Source organism: Zoogloea sp., assembly GCF_030157465.1.
Lineage (GTDB): Bacteria > Pseudomonadota > Gammaproteobacteria > Burkholderiales > Rhodocyclaceae > Zoogloea.
Genome location: NZ_JAOAUU010000154.1, coordinates 1 through 20,325 on the forward strand (window position 1 = coordinate 1; position 20,325 = coordinate 20,325).

17 protein-coding genes are annotated in these 20,325 nt (G+C 62.7%); 14 read left to right on the plus strand and 3 right to left on the minus strand.

What is annotated here, in order from left to right:
* Positions 1–145: 145 nt before the first annotated feature.
* Positions 146–1,963: a sigma-54-dependent Fis family transcriptional regulator gene (locus Q1W26_RS18785; RefSeq protein ID WP_300443225.1), complete on the minus strand. Its 1,818-nt coding sequence runs from the start codon at positions 1,961–1,963 to the stop codon at positions 146–148.
* Positions 1,964–2,715: 752 nt separating this feature from the next.
* On the opposite strand from Q1W26_RS18785, the gene benA reads away from it, so the two are divergent.
* The 14 genes from benA (at position 2,716) to Q1W26_RS18855 (ending at position 19,573) form a co-directional block, all read left to right on the plus strand.
* Entirely contained in the window at positions 2,716–4,038 is a 1,323-nt protein-coding gene (gene benA / locus Q1W26_RS18790) for a benzoate 1,2-dioxygenase large subunit (protein WP_366143709.1), read from the plus strand.
* Positions 4,038–4,523 carry a benzoate 1,2-dioxygenase small subunit gene (gene benB, locus Q1W26_RS18795; protein ID WP_300443228.1) on the plus strand — a complete coding sequence of 162 codons (486 nt, stop codon included), beginning with the start codon at positions 4,038–4,040 and terminating at the stop codon, positions 4,521–4,523. Before benA ends, benB begins: the two co-directional genes overlap by 1 nt.
* A gap of 78 nt (positions 4,524–4,601) precedes the next feature.
* Positions 4,602–5,618, plus strand: coding sequence for a benzoate 1,2-dioxygenase electron transfer component BenC (gene benC / locus Q1W26_RS18800; RefSeq protein WP_300443230.1), 1,017 nt, complete (start codon positions 4,602–4,604; stop codon positions 5,616–5,618).
* The gene (locus tag Q1W26_RS18805) at positions 5,615–6,406 is read left to right on the plus strand and encodes a 1,6-dihydroxycyclohexa-2,4-diene-1-carboxylate dehydrogenase (protein WP_300443231.1); all 792 of its coding nucleotides are present in this window, start codon (positions 5,615–5,617) and stop codon (positions 6,404–6,406) included. Before benC ends, Q1W26_RS18805 begins: the two co-directional genes overlap by 4 nt.
* 70 nt (positions 6,407–6,476) lie before the next feature.
* Complete coding sequence (locus tag Q1W26_RS18810) at positions 6,477–7,793, plus strand: MFS transporter (protein ID WP_300443233.1); 1,317 nt, start codon at positions 6,477–6,479, stop codon at positions 7,791–7,793.
* A gap of 171 nt (positions 7,794–7,964) precedes the next feature.
* Positions 7,965–8,336 carry a 2Fe-2S iron-sulfur cluster binding domain-containing protein gene (locus Q1W26_RS18815; protein ID WP_300443234.1) on the plus strand — a complete coding sequence of 124 codons (372 nt, stop codon included), beginning with the start codon at positions 7,965–7,967 and terminating at the stop codon, positions 8,334–8,336.
* Positions 8,337–9,284, plus strand: a complete 948-nt coding sequence (locus Q1W26_RS18820) for a catechol 2,3-dioxygenase (protein WP_300443236.1) — start codon at positions 8,337–8,339, stop codon at positions 9,282–9,284.
* 241 nt (positions 9,285–9,525) lie between these two features.
* Positions 9,526–10,986 carry a 2-hydroxymuconic semialdehyde dehydrogenase gene (locus tag Q1W26_RS18825; protein WP_300443238.1) on the plus strand — a complete coding sequence of 487 codons (1,461 nt, stop codon included), beginning with the start codon at positions 9,526–9,528 and terminating at the stop codon, positions 10,984–10,986.
* Between the two features lie 10 nt (positions 10,987–10,996).
* Positions 10,997–11,842 carry an alpha/beta hydrolase gene (locus Q1W26_RS18830; RefSeq protein WP_300443240.1) on the plus strand — a complete coding sequence of 282 codons (846 nt, stop codon included), beginning with the start codon at positions 10,997–10,999 and terminating at the stop codon, positions 11,840–11,842.
* A gap of 16 nt (positions 11,843–11,858) precedes the next feature.
* On the plus strand, positions 11,859–12,641 hold the full coding sequence (dmpE, locus tag Q1W26_RS18835; protein ID WP_300443241.1) for a 2-oxopent-4-enoate hydratase: 783 nt from the start codon (positions 11,859–11,861) through the stop codon (positions 12,639–12,641).
* A 19-nt stretch (positions 12,642–12,660) separates the two neighbouring features.
* Entirely contained in the window at positions 12,661–13,449 is a 789-nt protein-coding gene (dmpH, locus tag Q1W26_RS18840; protein WP_300443242.1) for a 2-oxo-3-hexenedioate decarboxylase, read from the plus strand.
* A 249-nt stretch (positions 13,450–13,698) separates the two neighbouring features.
* Positions 13,699–17,238, plus strand: coding sequence for an indolepyruvate ferredoxin oxidoreductase family protein (locus tag Q1W26_RS18845; RefSeq protein WP_300443244.1), 3,540 nt, complete (start codon positions 13,699–13,701; stop codon positions 17,236–17,238).
* Between the two features lie 167 nt (positions 17,239–17,405).
* A complete protein-coding gene (locus Q1W26_RS18850; RefSeq protein WP_300443246.1) occupies positions 17,406–18,500 on the plus strand; it encodes an FUSC family protein in 1,095 nt (364 codons plus the stop codon).
* A 29-nt stretch (positions 18,501–18,529) separates the two neighbouring features.
* Entirely contained in the window at positions 18,530–19,573 is a 1,044-nt protein-coding gene (locus Q1W26_RS18855) for a nitronate monooxygenase (protein ID WP_300443248.1), read from the plus strand.
* A gap of 34 nt (positions 19,574–19,607) precedes the next feature.
* On the opposite strand, the gene Q1W26_RS18860 is transcribed toward Q1W26_RS18855, so the two are convergent.
* Together Q1W26_RS18860 and Q1W26_RS18865 are read right to left on the minus strand one after the other, a co-directional pair.
* Complete coding sequence (locus Q1W26_RS18860; RefSeq protein WP_300443250.1) at positions 19,608–19,808, minus strand: DUF3079 domain-containing protein; 201 nt, start codon at positions 19,806–19,808, stop codon at positions 19,608–19,610.
* 104 nt (positions 19,809–19,912) lie between these two features.
* Positions 19,913–20,314, minus strand: a complete 402-nt coding sequence (locus Q1W26_RS18865) for an acyl-CoA thioesterase (RefSeq protein ID WP_300443252.1) — start codon at positions 20,312–20,314, stop codon at positions 19,913–19,915.
* Positions 20,315–20,325 lie beyond the last annotated feature (11 nt).

Consider the following 20,325-nt stretch of genomic DNA (forward strand, 5'->3'; position numbering starts at 1 on the left):
AGAGGCCGCATTATAGAGAACTATCAAAAACAGTCAAGAGATTAGAGAGATAAATTAAATCGTGGCGCGAAGAACAACTGCGCAATGCAGGCATCAATCCCGCGAGCACCATTTCGCAGAACGAGCCCACGGCTCAAAGCGCGACTCACTCCCCGTCATGAACAATGCCGCGGCTCTTGAGGCGATAAACCATCTGCGGCCGCGTGATGCCGAGCAATCGCGCTGCCGCGGCGACGTTACCGTTAGCTCTTTCTACAGCCCTTTTCAACAGAAGCGTCTCGATTTCGTCCAGCGAAACGTTGTCACAATCGCCCCCCTCGCCCAGCAGCAAATTATTCACGCGGCGACTCACGCGATCGACTTCGCGATCAGAGGGCGGATCAGCAACAAAGGAGGATGGATCACTCGCGACCAATCGCCCTTCCCGGCCGATCTCGAATCGCTGCTCGCCGAAGCGCTCTCCGCTTGTAAACAAGTGAGACGTATCGATGGCGCCGTTATCTGGCGCAAGAATGACCCCTCGCTCGATGACGTTTTCCACTTCGCGCACATTGCCCGGCCAGTCATAGGACAGCATGGCATCGACCGCACGCTCGGTGAATCCTGTCATCCGCCGCCCGTGCAGCCGGTTGTACTTGGTCAAAAAGTGCGTCATCAGCAGCGGTATATCCTCGCGGCGCTCGCGCAGGGGAGTAATGCGAACGGGGAAGACGTTGAGACGGAAAAAAAGGTCCTCGCGGAAACGACCGGCCTTCACCTCTTCGCGCAAATCAACGTTGGTCGCGGCGATCACCCGAACATTCACCGAGCGCGTGTGCGTATCGCCGAGCCGCTCTATCTCACCCTCCTGCAGGACACGCAGCAGCTTGCCTTGCGCACTGGCGCTCAGCGTGCCGATCTCGTCGAGAAACAGGGTTCCACCATCAGCGCGTTCAAAGCGACCCAGGCGACTTTGCATTGCCCCGGTAAAAGCCCCCCGCTCTACGCCGAACAACTCGGACTCGATCAACTGCTCGGGAATCGCAGCGCAATTCACCGCCACAAAGGGCATCGTACTCCGGGCACTCAAGCGGTGCAGCGTGCGCGCGAACACCTCCTTGCCCACCCCGCTCTCACCCAGGAACAAAACCGTCGCCTGGGTTGGCGCGACGCGCCTCACCATATGAAGCACCGCCGTGTAGCTCGGCGAGACGCCCACCGGACCGGTCTGCAACTCCACGTCAGCCGGTCGCCCAACCTCACTGGCCGGCCGCCCACCGATCAGCGAGGAAGCCCCGACCACCGCGTCGGGCAGGATGAAGCGCATGTCTTCCACCGCCTCATCGCCCCACTCCTCGACCAGTTTGCCAACGATGCGGCACGCGGAATGCCCCATGGACTGGCATTCCACCTCGCGATAAAGCACCTGCCGCCCCATGAATTCGGTCGAAAACCCTGACGCGTAGCCAATCTGCATCCAGCACGCCGGCTCGTTGCCGATCGGGAAGTGACGGATGTGCTCCTCATCCTCGACCGGGCTGGTCCAGAGAAACTCGCCGTAATGCCGGCCAGCCTCGACATCGAACTCGAGATTGATCGCCTCGGAAATCCCGATGCCCTCCAGGCAGTGCATCTGGGGGCCAACGACAAACATATCTTTGAGGGATGTCTTGGAGCGCACCTTGCGGGCCATCTGCGCATCATGCACGCCGGCGTGGTAGCCCATGCGGGTCAGGAAGCCGCGAGCCACGTCCATGCCGAGCACCTCGATCATCTCCCGCCGCAGCGTTCCCATGGATTTGGCGTGGATCAGCAGCATGCGCTGATCATCCAGCCAGATACGACCATCACTGGTTGAAAACCGCAACCGGGCGAGCAGGTCGGCAAGATCCGGGAAGCGCACTTTCTCCTGCGCCACCGTACCAGGGGGAACAAGAGGCAGGTGACCACGCGAATTCAAGGGCGCCTTAACGATCGTCTTCATGCTTTTCTCCATGGGCGAGACACGTCCCACCTCTCATTTTCTCTCCGTCAACTGCGCGGGTCTTGGTTGCATTGAACGGCTGATTTCTGCATCCAGACCCTCAAGCGACAGGCTCGACGACACCAAAGATACGCCGGCCCCCACGATGCTACCGCGTCACAAGGTGAACTATGAATGCATTGATACATGCTGCACTGCAATATTTATAACCCCATTAACTCATTTGATTCACTACCCGTACGGGACACCCCCCTTGCAAGAGGGGTCATCATCATGACAAACACCATAAAAAGAACAAAAAGGAACAAAAAAGCCATACGCCACAATGGCGTACCAAAACGCCATCCATATCTGGCCGCACGTGTGGCACAGGTAATGCTAACAATAGCGGCAAAGGCCACAAGTGTGACGAAATGCTTCAGAGCTGTAACGGCCCGGACACCGCCACACCCTAGACGAGCCCCAAGCCCCTCGGAGAGGCAAGCCAGGAGACAAATTCAGCGCACCATCGGTAACCGCAGCGCGACAGGATCGCGCCAGGTACACACGCCGTAAAGCCACCGTTTGTTTCCCCTCGCCAGTTATCAGCAGAACGGCCGTTTCGCCACCGCGGCGTCTGGCGGAATGCGAAAAGGCAAGACAGGCGATGAGCAGCACCCAACAGGCAGTCCCTAGATTTTGACCATGGATAGGAGATCAGCGTGACCCAAATCAACCAAGAGACTCAACTCAAAATCGCCAAGGTAGAGGCGATGCTGGAAGAAGACCCGGCCAAAAGCGTCTACCGCATCGATCGCGCGGCCTTCACCGACGCAGAACTGTTCGAACTGGAGATGAAGCACATCTTCGAAGGCAACTGGATTTACCTTGCCCACGAAAGCCAGATCCCGAACCCGAACGACTACCTGAACATCTACGTCGGTCGCCAGCCGGTGCTCATCACCCGCGACAAGACGGGCCAGCTCCAGGCCATGGCCAACACCTGCACCCACCGCGGCGCCACGCTTGCCCGTCACAAGAAGGGCAACAAGTCGAGCTTCACCTGCCCGTTCCACGGCTGGACTTTCAGCAACAGCGGCAAGCTGCTCAAGGTCAAGGACCAGACCGCTGACGCCGGTTACCCCGACAGCTTCAACAAGAACGGCAGCCACGACCTGGTCAAGCTCGGCGCGTTCGAAAACTACCGCGGCTTCCTGTTTGGCAGCATCAGTGCAGACGTGGTCCCCCTGGCTGAGCACCTTGGCGAAGCCGCCAAGATCATCGACATGATCGTGGATCAGTCCCCCGAAGGTATTGAAGTGCTTCGCGGCTCCGGCGCTTACACTTTCGACGCCAACTGGAAGCTCCAGGCCGAAAACGGCGCTGACGGCTACCACGTCACCGCGGTGCACTGGAACTACGCAGCCACCCAGGGTCGTCGCACCACCGACGGCAAGGTCGACACCATCAAGGCCATGAGCGCCGGCGGATGGGCTCGCAAGGGCGGCGGTTCCTACTCCTTCAAGAACGGCCACATGCTGCTGTGGACCAACTGGGCCAATCCGGAAGATCGTCCCCTGTGGCACAAGCGCGACGAATGGGTCGAGAAGTTCGGCGAAGCCCGTGCCGACTGGATGCTGAGCAAGTCCCGCAACCTGTGCCTGTACCCGAACGTCTACCTGATGGACCAGTTCAGCTCGCAGATCCGCGTGCTTCGCCCGCTGGCTGTCGACAAGACCGAAGCCATCATCTACTGCATCGCCCCCAAGGGTGAGGCACCGGAAGCCCGCGCTCGCCGCCTGCGCCAGTACGAAGACTTCTTCAACGCAACCGGCATGGCCACCCCTGACGACCTGGAAGAGTTCCGTTCCTGCCAGCACGGCTTCAACGCCCGTGCCGTCAAGTGGAACGACATGACCCGCGGCGTCAAGCACTGGGTGAAGGGTCCGGACGCAACCGCTGATCTGATCGGCCTCAAGCCGGAGCTGAGCGGCATCAAGACCGAAGACGAGGGCCTGTACGTCGTGCAACATGAGTACTGGCTCGAAACCATGAAAAAAGCCATCCTCGCTGAACAAGAAATCGGAGCCAACTGATGCTGTCCTACGAAGCCATTCAATCTTTCGTTTTCCAAGAAGCCCGTGCCCTCGACGAACGCCGCTGGGCCGACTGGCTGGAGTTCTACGCTGAGGATGTCGAGTACTGGATGCCCTCCTGGGACGACGACGACACCCTCACCAACAATCCGCAGAACGAAGTTTCGCTGATTTATTACGCAAACCGTCAGGGCCTGGAAGACCGCATCTTCCGTATCGAGACCGAGCGCTCCAGCGCAACGATCCCGGACACCCGCCACAGCCACTCGATCACCAACCTCGAAGTGCTGTCGCAAGACGAAAACAGCGTCAAGCTCCGTTTCAACTGGACGACCCACAGCTTCCGCTACGACATTCTCGACATCTACTTCGGCTACTCCGAGTACACCCTCGACGTGTCCGGCCCGAAGCCCGTGATCAAAAAGAAGTACATTGTTCTGAAGAACGACTACGTCCATCACGTTCTCGACATCTACCACATCTAATCTGACCTGATGGAAGACAGCCCGCCTGCGTTCGCGCAAGCGGGCTGTAGCACTAACCCCGCCGAGAAGGACAATTCCATGGCTTACAACATTGCCCTGCAGTTTGAAGATGGTGTCACCCGCATCATTCAGTGCAACGCCGATGAACTGGTGGCTGACGCCGCTTACCGCGCAAAGATCAATATTCCTCTTGACTGTCGCGACGGCGCCTGTGGCACCTGCAAGTGCCACTGCGAAAGTGGCACCTACACGCAAGGCGTGTACATCGACGACGCGCTGACCGAAGACGAAGCCGCCAAGGGTTTCGTCCTCAGCTGCCAGATGACCCCCACTTCCGACTGCGTCGTCCGCATTCCGGCTTCTTCCGCCGCCTGCAAGACCGAAGTGTCCAGCCACGCCTCGACGATTACCAAGATCAACCGCGACTCGAAGACCACCGTGTCCTTCACGGTACAGGCCGATCGCCCGATTTCCTTCCTGCCTGGCCAGTACGTCAACCTGCAGGTTCCCGGCACCACGGAAACCCGCGCGTACTCGTTCAGCTCGGCCCCCAACCAGGCCGAACTGTCCTTCCTGATCCGCGACGTTCCCGATGGCCTGATGAGCACCTTCATGCGCAGCAAGGCCAACACCGGTGACACCATGAGCTTCACCGGCCCCTACGGCAGCTTCTACCTGCGCCCCGCCGCACGCCCGATCCTGATGCTCGCCGGCGGCACCGGCCTGGCCCCGTTCCTCTCGATGCTGCTGTGGCTCAAGGACAACCCCACCGACCAGCCCATCATGCTGGCCTATGGCGTGAACACCAACGACGACCTCGTCGAGCTTGACACCCTGAACCAGCTCAAGGCCGCCATGCCGAACCTGGAATTCACCACTGTCGTCGTCGACCCCGCCAGCGGCCACCCGAAACTCGGCTACGTCACCGACCACCTGTCGGCCAAGGATCTCCACGACGGCAACGTCGACGTCTACGTCTGCGGCCCCCCGCCGATGGTTGAAGGCGTGCGCAAGTGGATGTCCGGCGTTGGCGTCACCCCGCAGAGCTTCCACTTCGAGAAGTTCTCGTCCTCGACTGCAGGAGCCCACGAATGAGCCGCGCCGATCGTTTCCAGAACAAGGTCGTCATCGTCACCGGCGCCGCCCAGGGCATCGGTCGCGGCGTTGCGCTGAACGTGGCTGCCGAAGGCGGCTCTGTGCTGGCCGTCGACCGCTCCGAGCTGGTCAATGAAGTCGTTGCCGAAATCACCGCTGCCGGCGGTGTCGCCGCCCCCTTCCAGGCCGACCTCGAAACCTACGCAGGCGCCCAGGCCGTGGTGGCCGAAGCCCTTGCCAGGTTCAAGCGGGTCGACGTGCTGATCAACAACGTCGGCGGCACGATCTGGGCCAAGCCCTTCGAGCATTACGAAGAGGCGCAGATCGAAGCCGAAGTCCGGCGTTCGCTGTTCCCGACCCTGTGGTGCTGCCGTGCCGTCCTGCCGACCATGATCGCCCAGCAAAGCGGCGTGATCGTCAACGTGTCGTCGGTCGCCACCCGCGGCATGCATCGTGTTCCGTACTCGGCAGCCAAGGGCGGCGTCAACGCGCTGACCGCGGCGCTGGCCATGGAAAACGCCCAGCACGGCATCCGCGTCAACGCCACCGCCCCCGGCGGCACCGATGCCCCGCCGCGCCGCGTGCCGCGCAACCAGCAGCAGGTCGAGCAGACCGCCCAGGAAAAGGCGTGGTACCAGGTCGTGATCGACCAGACCGTCGACTCCAGCCTGATGCACCGCTACGGCACGATCGACGAGCAGGTCGCACCGATCCTGTTCTTTGCTTCCGATGAAGCGTCCTACGTGACCGGCTCGATTCTGCCGGTGGCTGGCGGCGACCTCGGCTAAAAACAAGAAGCTCCCGCGCCCCCTCCCCATCCACACCAAATTTCCAGCAATCAATAACAGGCGAGAGACAATGGCCCAAATCGACGTACACAACCTTTCAGACCACGCCAAGTTCAACGGCTTTCACGGCATGGTGCTTTTCTGGTGCGCCCTCATCATCATCTTCGACGGCTACGACCTGGCAGTTGCCGGTATCGCCCTGCCGTCGATCATGAAGGAAATGGGTGTCACCCCAGCAACGGCCGGCTACATGGTCAGTTCGGCACTTTTCGGCATGATGTTCGGTGCGATCTTCCTTGGCACCATCGCCGACAAGATCGGCCGGCGCTGGGCGATCGTCATTTGTATCGTCCTGTTCAGCGTTTTCACTGCACTCGCGGGCCTGACCCACGATCCGATCGCCTTCAGCGCCACCCGCTTCCTTGCCGGCCTCGGCATCGGCGGCGTGATGCCGAACGTCGTTGCACAGATGACCGAGTACTCGCCGCGCAAGATGCGCAGCACGCTCGTCACCCTGATGTTCAGCGGCTACGCAGTCGGCGGCATGCTTGCCGCAGTGCTCGGCAAGGGTCTCATCGAAACCTACGGCTGGTCCTACGTGTTCTTCGCTGCCGTCGCCCCGGTGCTGCTGATCCCCTTCGTGCTCAAGTCCATGCCGGAATCCATGCCCTTCCTCATCAAGATGGGCCGGATTGACGAACTCAAGAAAATCGTCAGCCGCATGGAACCCAGCTACACGCCTTCGGCCAACGACACCTTCGAGCTGCCCAGCAGCCACAAGGCAAGTAGCGCCCCGGTCGGCAAGCTGTTCCAGGATGGCCGCGGTTTCAGCACCATCATGATCTGGGTGGCTTTCTTCATGTGCCTCTTCATGGTCTATGCCCTGAGCTCCTGGCTGACCAAGCTGATGGCCAGCGCCGGCTACAGCCTCGGCTCCGCGCTGACCTTCGTGCTGGTGCTGAACTTCGGCGCGATGATCGGTGCAATCGGCGGCGGCTGGCTGGCTGACCGGTTCAACATCAAGTACGTCCTGATGTGTTTCTATGCCCTGGCTGCGGTTTCGATCACGCTGCTGGGCGTCAAGATGCCGACCGAGCTGCTGTTCTTCGTCGTCGGCCTGGCTGGCGCATCGACGATCGGCACGCAGATTCTCACCTACGCCTACACCGGCCAGTTCTACCCGATGTCGATCCGCTCCACGGGCATCGGCCTGGCTTCCGGCATGGGCCGTAGCGGCGCCATCCTGGCCCCGATCGTGATCGGCACCCTGGTGGGCATGGCCCTGCCGCTGCAGCAGAACTTCATCGCCATCGCCATTCCGGCGGTGATCGCGGTGATCGCGGTTGGCCTGGTGAACCACAAGCTGTCGGCCTCCGCTCAGCACTGAGAGTACTCCGTGGTCACCACACGACCAGGGGCTCCGGCCCACGCCAAGCCCCACCATCGCGGGTAGACCGGCCGAACCGGCGGCCCTCTGGCTGCCGGTTCGGCCGCAAGCACATGTAACCTGGTATCGCGCCTGATCGCATCAATGCCTGTCCATCAAGAAAGCACGCCCATGCACTTCGTGGTAACAATCGAAAACACCGGCGAAACCTTTCGCTGCGGCGAGGAGGACAATGTCCTCCAGGCCATGGAGCAGCTGCAGCGCAGGGGCATTCCGGTCGGTTGCCGCAACGGAGGCTGCGGTGTCTGCAAGGTGCAGGTGAGCGAGGGCAGCTACACCAAACGTAAAATGAGCCGCGCGGTCATCAGCGCGGATGAAGAGGCCAGCGGCTGCGTGCTGGCCTGCAAGATCTACCCCCAGAGCGACCTTCGGGTCGAGGTAGTAGGCAAGATGGCTCGTGCCATTGTTGCCAAAAAAAGTATGTCGTTCGATTTCGGGTTCGCAACGGCAACAGCAATAAATCAACCCGACGAGGAGAAGTGAATGGCACTGACCGGCGTTTTACGCCCTGGGCACGTCGCATTGCGCGTGCTGGAAATGGGACCCGCTCTCAAGCACTACAAAGATGTGCTTGGGCTTATTGAAACGGCTCGCGACGACAAGGGTCGCGTCTTCCTCAAGGCCTGGGACGAGCATGATCACCACAGTGTGGTCCTGCGCGAAACCGACGAGGCCGGCATGGACTACATGGGCTGGAAAGTCGCCTCTGTAGCCACGCTGAAGAAACTGGCCACCGACATCGAACAATCCGGTCTGTGCACCGATCTGGGCTGGGTTCCGGCTGGCGAACACCCGACCACGGGTGAGCGTTTCCGCTTCACGATCCCGACCGGCCACGTGATGGAGCTGTTTGCCGAAAAAGGCATCGTCGGCAACAACTGCGGCACCGACGGCGAGAACATCAACCCCAACCCGTGGCCCGATGGCCTGCAGGGCATTTCGCCCTCGCGCTTCGACCACTGCCTGCTCTACGGTGACGACCTCGACGGCACCGTCAAGCTGTTCACCGAAGTGCTCGGCTTCGGCCTTGCCGAACAGGTGATGGCCGGCGAAGACAAGAGCTTCATGATCGGCGCTTTCCTGTCCTGCTCGAACAAAGCCCACGACGTCGCCTTCATCCGCCAGCCGGTCAAGGGCAAGTTCCACCACGCTTCGTTCGAACTCGGCAGCTGGGAAAAGGTGTTGCACGCCGGTGACGTCCTGTCCCGCAACCACACCTCGATCGACATCGGCCCGACCCGTCACGGCATCACCCGCGGCGAGACGATCTACTTCTTCGACCCGTCAGGCAACCGCAACGAAGTCTTCTCCGGTGGCTACATCTATTACCCGGACCGCCCGACCATCACCTGGTGGGACGTTGAACTCGGACCGGCGATCTTCTATCACGATCGCAAGCTGAACGAAGCCTTCCTGAGCGTGTTTACCTGATCTAAAAATCAACCGCGCACCGGCTTCCCGGTGTGCGGTTGTCGTGTTTGTGGATACGTTAAAAAAATATCGAGATTTGTTATAAATTTCGGTAATTTGCGATATGCTCCTGGGTGTGGTTTCTACCACGCTCGCAGGCAGAAACAGGCCTTCCAGAGACGGTGTTCATCCGATTCCAAGTGCAGCACACTGGCGTGCGCCGGCTGAGCGGGTTCGCGACACCATAACAAGAGAGTACGACATGAAAGACATCCTGAATTTCATCAACGGCGAATACGTATCCAACGTAAGCGGCAAAACGTACGAGAAGCGCAACCCGGTGGATAACTCGCTGATCGGCATGGTTCACGAAGCCGGCAAGCCGGAAGTCGATGCCGCCGTGGCCGCCGCCAAGGCAGCGCTTAAAGGCCCCTGGGGCAAGCTGTCGGTGGTTGAACGCTGCAACATGCTCGACGCCGTCGTTAATGAAATCAACCGCCGCTTCGACGATTTCCTCCAGGCCGAAATCGCCGACACCGGCAAGCCGGCCCACCTCGCCTCGCACATCGACATCCCCCGCGGCGCGGCCAACTTCAAGATCTTCACCGACACGATCAAGAACGTCTCGACCGAATCGTTCGAGATGCGCACCCCCGACGGCAAAACCGCCCGCAGCTACGGCGTGCGCACCCCGCGCGGCGTGATCGCCATCGTCTGTCCGTGGAACCTGCCGCTGCTACTGATGACCTGGAAGTGCGGCCCGGCCCTCGCCTGCGGCAACACCGTGGTCGTCAAGCCCTCCGAAGCCACCCCGAGCACCGCCACGCTGCTGGGCGAAGTGATGAACAAGGTCGGCGTCCCGAATGGCGTCTATAACGTTGTGAACGGTTTCGGCGTGGATTCCGCCGGCGCCTTCCTGACCGCCCACCCGGACGTCAACGGCATCACCTTCACCGGCGAAACCAAGACCGGCACCGCCATCATGAAGGCCGGCGCCGATGGCATCCGCCCGGTGTCGCTGGAACTCGGCGGCAAGAACGCCGCCCTCGTCTTCGCCGACTGCGACTTCGACAACGCCGTCGCCACCATTACCCGCTCCTGCTTCGAAAACGCCGGCCAGGTTTGCCTCGGCACCGAGCGCGTTTACGTGCAGCGCCCGATCTTCGACAAGTTCGTTGCCGCGCTGAAGGAAAAGGCCGAGCAGATGAAGCCCGGCAAGCCCTTCGACCACGACACCAAGATCGGTCCCCTGGTCAGCAAGATTCACCAGAAAAAAGTGCTGGGCATGTACGCCAAGGCAAAGGAAGAAGGCGCCAACATCGTCTTCGGCGGCGGCATCCCCGACATGCCGGACGAACTGAAGGACGGCTGCTGGGTTCAGCCCACCATCTGGACCGGCCTGCCCGAAACCGCCACCGTCGTTACCGAAGAAATCTTCGGACCCTGCTGCCACATCCAGCCCTTCGACACCGAAGAGGAAGTCGTGGCCATGGCGAACAACAACCGCTACGGTCTGGCCACCGCGATCTTCACCCAGGACATCAGCCGCGCCAGCCGCCTGGCCACCGAGATCGAAGTCGGCCTGTGCTGGATCAACAGCTGGTTCCTGCGCGACCTGCGCACCCCGTTCGGCGGCTCCAAGCAGTCCGGCATCGGTCGTGAAGGCGGTGTGCACTCGCTGGAGTTCTACACCGAACTCCGCAACGTGATGATCAAGTACTGAGATTCCGGGCATGAGCCAGAATCCTGAAATCGGCAAGAGCGTTCGCACCGGCAGCTTCAATACCAATGTCCACGATGCGGGCAGCGGTAGCGGCGTGCCTGCCCTGCTGATCCACGGCTCGGGCCCGGGCGTCAGCGCCTGGGCCAACTGGCGCCTGGTCATTCCGGCGCTGGCCAGGGATCGCCGCGTGATCGCACCCGACATGGTCGGCTTCGGCTACACCGATCGTCCCGAAGGCATCCAGTACAACATGGATACCTGGGTCCGGCAGGCGCTGGACCTGATGGACGCCCTCGGCCTGGAGCAGGTCGACCTCGTCGGCAACTCCTTCGGCGGCGCGCTTGCGCTGGCCCTGACGATCCGCGCCCCCAAGCGGGTGCGCCGTCTGGTGCTGATGGGCTCGGTCGGCGTACCCTTCCCGATCACGCAGGGGCTCGACGCCGTCTGGGGCTACCAGCCGTCGCTCGATAACATGCGCAGCATCATGGATTATTTCGCCTGGGATCGCGCCCTGGTCAATGACGAACTGGCCAAGCTCCGCTACGAGGCCAGCATTCGCCCGGGCTTTCAGGAATCGTTCTCGGCCATGTTCCCCGCTCCGCGTCAGCGCTGGGTGGATGCGATGCAAAGCAGCGAAGCCGACATCCGCGCCCTGCCCCACGAGACGCTCATCGTGCACGGCCGCGAAGACAAGGTGATCCCGCTGGCCACCTCGTTGACCCTGGCCGAGTGGATCCAGAACGCACAGCTGCACGTGTTCGGCCATTGCGGCCACTGGACCCAGATCGAACACAACGCCCGCTTCAATCGGCTGGTAGGCGATTTCTTCGCCGAAGCCGATCAACAATCAGCTTAACCATTCGAGGTTTTCCATGGATAAATCCAAGATCGAACACTACGGCGACGAGCTTTACAACGCGCTGATCACCCGCACTGCCGTCGCTCCGCTGACCGACCGCGAAGCCGACATCACCATCGAGGACGCCTACCAGATCCAGCAGCGCATGATCCAGCGTCGCCTCGACGCCGGCGAAACCATCATCGGCAAGAAGATCGGCGTGACCAGCAAGGTCGTCATGGACATGCTCAAGGTCAACCAGCCGGACTTCGGCATGATGACCTCCGGCATGGTCTTCAACGAAGGCGAATCCATCGACACCAGCACCATGATCGCCCCGCGCGCCGAAGCCGAAGTGGCCTTCGTGCTCAAGAGCGACCTGATGGGCCCGGGCGTTACCGCTGCCGACGTGCTGCGCGCCACAGATTTCGTGGTGCCCTGCTTCGAGATCGTCGACTCCCGCATCCAGGACTGGAAGATCAAGATCCAGGACACCGTCGCCGACAACGCCTCCTGCGGCGTGCTGGTGCTTGGCGGCCGCCGCAAGAGCCCGGCCGACATCGACCTGGCGCTGGCCGGCATGGTTCTCGAAAAGAACGGCGAAATCATCAGCACCTCCACCGGCGCCGCTGTTCAGGGCTCCCCGGTCAACGCCGTGGCCTGGCTTGCCAACACGCTGGGCAACCTGGGCATCGGCCTCAAGGCCGGCGAAGTGATCCTGTCCGGTTCGCAATCCCCGCTGGTTCCGGTCAAGGCCGGCGACAGCCTCGTTTGCACCGTTGGTGGCCTGGGTGGCACCTCCGTCCGCTTCATCTGATTATAGAAAGAGATAACTCATGAACCTCGATAACGCCACCATCCTCAAGCTCGCCGAGCACCTCGAAAACGCCGAACTCCAGGCCCACGACGTCACCAAGATCACCAATGACTACCCGGACATGGACTGGGACGACGCCTACGCCATCCAGGACGAGATCCGTCGTCGCAAGATCGCCCGCGGCAACAAGATCGCCGGCCTCAAGTGCGGCCTCACCTCCTTTGCCAAGATGAAGCAGATGGGCGTCGAAGTGCCCGTGTTCGGCTTCATCGCCGACTACATGGCCCGTCCGGACGGCGGCGACATCAAGCACGCCGAGATGATCCACCCGAAGGTCGAAGCAGAGATCTGCATCGTCACCAAGGCTCCGCTGAAGGGCCCCGGCTGCCACGTCGCCGCCGTCATGGCTGCCACCGACTTCGTGCTGCCGGCCGTTGAAGTGATCGACTCCCGCTACCGCGACTTCAAGTTCGACCTGAAGAGCGTGATCGCCGACAACACCTCCTCCTCCCGCTTCGTCATCGGCGGCAACATGCGCAAGCTCGACGAACTCGACCTGCGCACGCTGGGCGTGGTCCTCGAGATCAACGGCGAAATCCGCTCGATGGCTGCCGGCGCTGCCGTGCTGGGCAACCCGCTGGCCGCCGTTGCCATGCTGGCCAACCACCTGGGCGCCCGCGGCCAGGAAATCCCGGCCGGCACCTTCATCATGACCGGCGGCGTGACCGAAGCCATCACGGTCAATCCGGGCGACAACGTCAATGTCCGCTTCCAGGACCTGGGCTCCGTCTCGATGCGTTTCGTCTAAAGCCAGAAGCGCCACTGACCCGACGCCGGCCAGCCGCTTGCCCGGCCCTGTCTCGACGAGGCAGGGCCGGGGCCGCGCCGGAACGGGGAAAGTGGTGCTCGGGCGCCAGGCGCAGCCGGCTCCGGCCGCGCCTGGCTGCAGTAACCCGATCCTGAATCCAGTCGGTTTTATCGTGGCGACAGCCAGGCAAGCCAGGCGCTGCCCCAAAAAACCAAGGACTGGGGGCGGAGACAACAAGAGGACAATTTCATGTCATCAAAGCAAAACCTCACCACCGTGTTCAACAAAGAGTCTGGAGAAATCCACCTCGGCGGCATTGACGCGCTGGTTCGGCTGACCCTCGACCAGGTTCGCACCGACGAACGTCGCGGCCTCAAGACCGGCATGTTCGTTTCCGGCTACCGCGGGTCCCCCGTCGGCATGCTCGACGCGGCCCTGATCAAGCAGCAAAAGCTTCTCCTCGAACACAACATCAAGTTCGTCGACGGCCTGAACGAAGACCTCGCCGCCACCGCCGTCTGGGGCACCCAGATGATGCACACCGTCGGCAAGCAGAAGTTCGACGGCGTCACCGGCATGTGGTACGGCAAGGCACCGGGCGTTGACCGCTCCGGCGACGCCCTCAAGCACGCCAACTACACCGGCATCGGCAAGAACGGCGGCGTGCTCGCCGTCGTCGGCGACGACCCGAGCTGCAAGAGCTCCTCCCTCGCCAGCCAGTCCGAGCCGATGCTGTTCCACGTCGGCATGCCCTCGCTGTACCCGGGCAACGTCCAGGAAATTCTCGACCTCGGCCTGCACGGCTACAACATGTCCCGTCTGTCGGGCCTGTGGGTCGGCATGAAGATCGTCACCAACGTGGCTGACGGCACCGGCACCGCCAACATCGATCCGTCGCGCCTGAATTTCGTCACGCCCGACCTGATGTTCGACGGCCAGAAGTTCACGCCGAACATGAACCTCGGCATGAACGTGCGCGTCGAAGCGCTGGAGATGGAGCAATCGCTCTACACCCGCCGCCTCGAAGTGGCCAAGCGCTACGCCCGCGAGAACAAGCTCAACAACGTCGTGTTCCCGAACCCGAACGCGTGGCTGGGCATCATGACCGCCGGCAAGACCTACAACGATCTGCAGCAGGCCTTCCTCGAGATGGGCCTCGACGCCGACGCTCTGCGCCACTACGGCATCCGCATCCTCAAGATGGGCATGCTGTTCCCGATGGAACCGACCATCGTGCGCGAGTTCGCCGAAGGCCTCGAAGAAATCTTCGTCATCGAAGAAAAGCGTCCCTTCCTCGAAATGTTCGCCAAGCAGGTGCTCTACGGCCGCGCCAACGCGCCGCGCATCGTCGGCAAGTTCGACGAGGAAGAAAAAGAGCTGCTGCCCCACTACGGCGAGTTCGAATCGGACATCATCGTGCGCGCGCTGCTCAAGCGCCTCGGTCGCAAGACGCGCATCGAGTCCGCCGAAAACTGGCTCAAGCGCCTCGACGAGATCCACGCCCGCACCAAGCTGCCGACCTCCGCGCGTACCGCCTGGTATTGCTCCGGCTGCCCGCACAACAGCTCCACCGTGGCGCCCGAAGGCAGCATCGTGTCGGCCGGTATCGGCTGCCACACGATGGCCATGTGGATGGGCCGCAACGTGGTGATGGGTACCCACATGGGTGCCGAAGGTGCCCAGTGGATCGGCATGGCGCCCTTCACCAACACCAATCACATCTTCCAGAACATGGGCGATGGCACCTACGCCCACTCCGGCAGCCTGGCAATCCGCTACGCCGCCTCGACCGACGTCAACATCACCTTCAAGCTGCTGCGCAACTCGCACACCTCGATGACCGGCGGCCAGGCGATCCAGGGCGCACACCCGGTGGCAGCGATGGTCTCCGACCTGCTCGCCAACGGCGTGCGCAAGGTGATCGTCACCACCGACGACCTGTCGATGTACTCGGGCGTTTCCCTGCCCGGCCACACCGAAGTGTGGCACCGCGACCGCCTCGACGAAGCCCAGCGCGAACTGGCCGACACTCCGGGAACCACCGTGCTGCTGCACGACCAGGAATGTGCCGCCGAACTGCGCCGTGCGCGTAGCCGCGGCAAGGCCGAAGAGCCGGTCGAAGTCACCGTCATCAACGAGCGCGTCTGCGAAGGCTGCGGCGACTGCGGCGAGAAATCCAACTGCATGAGCGTGGAGCCGGTGCAAACCGAGTTCGGTCGCAAGACCCGCATCCACCAGAGCTCCTGCAACAAGGACTTCTCCTGCGTGAAGGGCTTCTGCCCCTCCTTCCTCACCATCACCCCGAACGCGGCCCCGGCCACCGACGGCAAGAAAAAGAAGAAGGGTCGCATCCCGGCACTCGAGCGCGAACTGCCCGTTCCGGTCAACAAGATCGACGACACCATCGGCGTCGGCATCCACGTGATGGGTATCGGCGGCACCGGCTCGGTGACCGTGGTGGCCACCCTGGCCAACGCGGCGCGCCTCGAAGGCAAGCACGTCATCGGCCTCGACCAGACCGGCCTGGCCCAAAAGGGCGGCGCGGTGATCTCGGACATCAAGATCACCCACGTACCGTTCCAGGGTTCCAACAAGATCTCCGACGGCCGTGCCGACCTGTACCTGGGCTTCGACATCCTCAACGCGACGGACCCGAAGAACCTGGACAAGTGCGGTGCCAACCGCACCATCGCCGTCGTGTCGACCACCCAGACGCCGACCGGCCAGATGGTGTCCAAGCGCACCAACCAGTTCCCGGCCATCAATGGCCTGACCGCCGGCATCGACCGCGTCACCCGCAAGGAAGACAACGTCTTCCTGGACGGCCAGGCACTGGCCGAGGGCCTGTTCGGCGACGCCATGGCGACCAACAACTTCATGGTCGGTGTGGCCTTCCAGGCCGGCACCATCCCGCTGAAGGCCGAGTCCATCGAGCAGGCAATCAAGAACTCCGGCGTGGCCGTCGACATGAGCCTGGCGGCCTTCCGCTGGGGCCGCATGGCCGTGGTCGATCTCGCTTTCGTTGAAGCCGAGATCGCCAAGCACAAGGCAGCCGGCAGCGTCGTCACCCTGAAGCAGGCTCCGCAGCTTTCCGCTGCCGCCCGCGCCATCGCCGATTCCGTCGGTGCCCAGGGTGAAGTCAAGCGCCTCGTCGAAGTCCGCGTGCCCGAGCTGATCGCCTTCCAGGACGAAGCCTACGCCCAGCGTTACGCCAACGTGATCAAACGCGTCGTCGCCGCCGAGCACCGCGTCCTGCCGGGCTCCCAGCTCTCGGAGGCAGCAGCCCGCTACCTCTACAAGCTGATGGCCTACAAGGACGAGTACGAAGTGGCCCGCCTGCACACCGACCCGGCCTTCCTGGCCGAGCTGGACGCGCAGTTCCCCCACGGCTACGAAGTGAAGTACAACCTCGCACCGCCGCTCGTTTCCGAACGTGACCCGAAAACCGGCCACCTCCAGAAGAAACAGTACGGCGCCTGGATGTTCAAGGCCTTCCAGCGCATCGCCAGGTTCAAGAACCTGCGCGGTGGCGCCCTGGACATCTTCGGCAAAACCGAAGAGCGTCGCCAGGAACGCGAAGCCGTCGAGGACTACATCAAGCTGCTCGACGAGATCCTCGCCAAGCTGACCACGTCCAACCATGCCGCCGCCGTGGCGCTGGCCAGCGTGCCCGACGAAATCCGTGGCTACGGCCACGTGAAGGAGAAGAGCGTTGCTGACGCGAAGAAACTGCAGGAAGCACGCCTGCAAGCCTTCCGTAACCCGCAAGCAGCAAAAATGACGGCCTAAGCCAGCACCAGGCCGACACGCCGCGGGCCCTGCACCGGAAACGGTTCAGGGCCCGCGTTGCGTTGACGGGCACGCTTCCGACGCACGCCGGCAAGGCAGGCACCCGCCGGACTTTTACCTCGTTTCACCGTAAACTCGCCGCACCTCGTCGTCCCCGAACAAACCCCATGACACAACCTCAAGGGTGGCACCGGCTCAAAGCCCTGCTGCTTTCCGAGCTGGCCGAACTCGTCAGGATCAACCCCAGCGACCGGCCCTGGCAGATGCCGTTCGCCGCGGCACTGGCAACCGGCCTGCCGCTCCTGGTGGGGGCGTATTTCGACCACATGGAATACGGCCTGATCTCGTCCCTGGGCGGGCTGACCTTCCTGTACCTGCCCAACACACCGCTTTACCACCGCATGGTGTCGCTGATGGCCTGCGGGTTCGGCATGGCCGCCTGCTATGCGCTCGGCGTGATCAGTCACTTCTTTCCACCGGCAATGATGCTGGCGCTGAGCTTCACGGCCATTCTGGTCTCGATGGTGTGCCGGTTTTACAACCTGGGGCCGCCGGGCAGCCTGTTCTTCATCATGGCCGCATCGATCGGCGCGTACTCCCCCGGCGAGGTACTGGATGTGCCGCTCAAGGTGGGGCTGCTGACCATGGGCAGCCTGCTGGCCTGCCTCATCGCATTTTTCTACAGCGTGTACATCCTGCGGCAGCGGCCTCCCGGCCCGGTGCTGCCGCTGCCACGCCCGACCTTCGATTTCGTGGTTTTCGACTCGGTGGTGATCGGCCTCTTCGTGGGCGCTTCGCTGGCCCTGGCCCAGGTGCTGCAGCTGGAAAAAGCCTACTGGGTTCCGGTGAGCTGCCTCGCCGTGATGCAGGGCATGTCCCTGCGTGCCGCCTGGACCAAGCAACTGCACCGCGTGGCGGGCACCGGAATCGGCCTTCTGGTTTCCCTGGGCCTGCTGATGCTGCCGCTCAACAACTGGAGCATCTCGGCGGTCATGATCGTGCTGGCCTTCGTGATCGAAACCGCCGTGGTGCGGCACTACGGCTTTGCCGCGATCTTCATCACGCCCATGACCATCCTGCTGGCCGAAGCCTCCACGCTGGGGCATGGATCCTCAACCGCGCTGATCGAGGCACGCTTTTACGATACCGTCCTTGGCTGCCTGGTCGGCTTTGCCGGCGCGGCCTGCCTGCATAGCCCGCGTTTTCGCGAGGTGGCGGGCAGCCAGCTGCGGCGGCTGATCCCGTCACGTGCCGGACGCTGAGCCACACACAGCCCCACACGGAGCCAACGATGAAGATTTCCGATCTGCTCGGCATCGAGCACCCGCTGATCCAGGCGCCGATGGCCGGCGTACAGGGCAGTGCCCTGTGCATTGCCGTTTGCAATGCGGGGGGCCTCGGCTCCCTGCCCTGCGCCATGCTCACGCCACAAAGCCTGCGCAGCGAACTCGAAACCATACGCCAGCACACCACCCGGCCCTACAACGTCAATTTCTTCTGCCACACCCCGCCCGCAGCCGATCCCGCCCGGGAAGCTGCCTGGCGCCAGGCGCTGCGCCCCTACTATCAGGCGCTCAACATTGATCCGCAGGATCTATCCCCCGCAGCGGCACGTGCGCCGTTCAGCAGTGCGGCGGCCGACATCCTCGAAGAATTCAGGCCGCCCGTGATCAGCTTTCACTTCGGGCTGCCCTCAACCGAGCTCATGCAGCGGGCCAAAGACTGGGGCGCAAAAATCCTCTCGTCGGCCACCACGGTGGACGAAGCGATCTGGCTCGAAGATCACGGAGTCGACGCCATCATCGCCCAGGGACTGGAGGCCGGCGGCCACCGGGGCATGTTCCTGAACGATGATCTGACGACACAAATGGGCAGCATCGCCCTGGTGCCGCAAATTGTCCGCCGGGTAAAAGTGCCGGTCATTGCGGCCGGCGGCATTGCCGACGCACGCGGCGTTGCCGCGGCAATGGCGCTCGGGGCCGCCGGTGTCCAGGCGGGCACGGCCTACCTGCTGGCCTTGGAGGCGACCACCAGCGCCGTCCATCGCGCCGCGCTGAAGAGCCGGGCAGCCGCGCATACCGCGCTGACCAATCTGTTCACCGGTCGGCCGGCCCGCGGCATCGTCAATCGGATCATTCGCGAACTGGGGCCCATTTCAAACAAAGCACCGGAATTTCCCCTGGCGACAGCGGCCATCACGCCGCTGCGCACCCAGGCCGAAGCCATGGGCTCGGACGAATTCTCGCCCCTGTGGGCCGGGCAGAATGCCAGCGCCTGCCTGGAAGCCGGCGCCGCCGACATCACCCGGGCCCTCGCAGCGGGATTCCAGGCCTGAGGCAGGCGGCTCGTCGCAGGCGCGTGTGCTGCGGTTACTTCGGCTTGCCGGGTTCGGCCTCCAGCTCGAGGCCCCAGTCACCGAAGGTGTACCAATCCTCGCCGATCATCTCGGCCGGATGCAGGGTGCGCCCCGAACCGTTGCCGCAGGCCAGCGCGTCCGCCGCGCAATACTTGTCGCAGCCCCAGCAGATGCGCTCGGGGTGCGGCGGGTTGAGGGGAAACTTCTTGGCCATTTGGGGCAATCCACTGCAGTCACAGATCTGGCCGCAGCCTACCCGACGCCCCGGCCGGCGCATTGACCCCCATCAAGCCCGCCATTTCGGGCACGGCAGGCGCCTTACCCGCACATTTCCCGGTACTCCGCCGGAATCTCCACCGCCCGGATGCGCAGCGGATCAGCCGCATCGCGCTTGGCAAAGACTCGGATGTCGCGCCCCTCGGCGATCAGGGTGTCACCACGCCGGGCCACGTGGCGCATGACGAAGCTTTTGGTATTCCACTGCTCGACCCAGGTTTCGATCTCGATATCCTCGCCGTAGGTGGCGGGGTTGCGAAAGCTGGCCTGGGCGTCGACCAGCGGCGTGCCGATGATGCCGGACATCCGCTCGGTGTCGCGCCAGCTGGGCACGCCGCAGGCGGTGAAAAACTCCCGGCTCGACGTGTCGAACCAGCGGAAGTAGTTCGAGAAATGCACGATCTGCGCCGGATCGCAATCGACGAAGGCGATCCGGTAGCGCATCACATGACTGC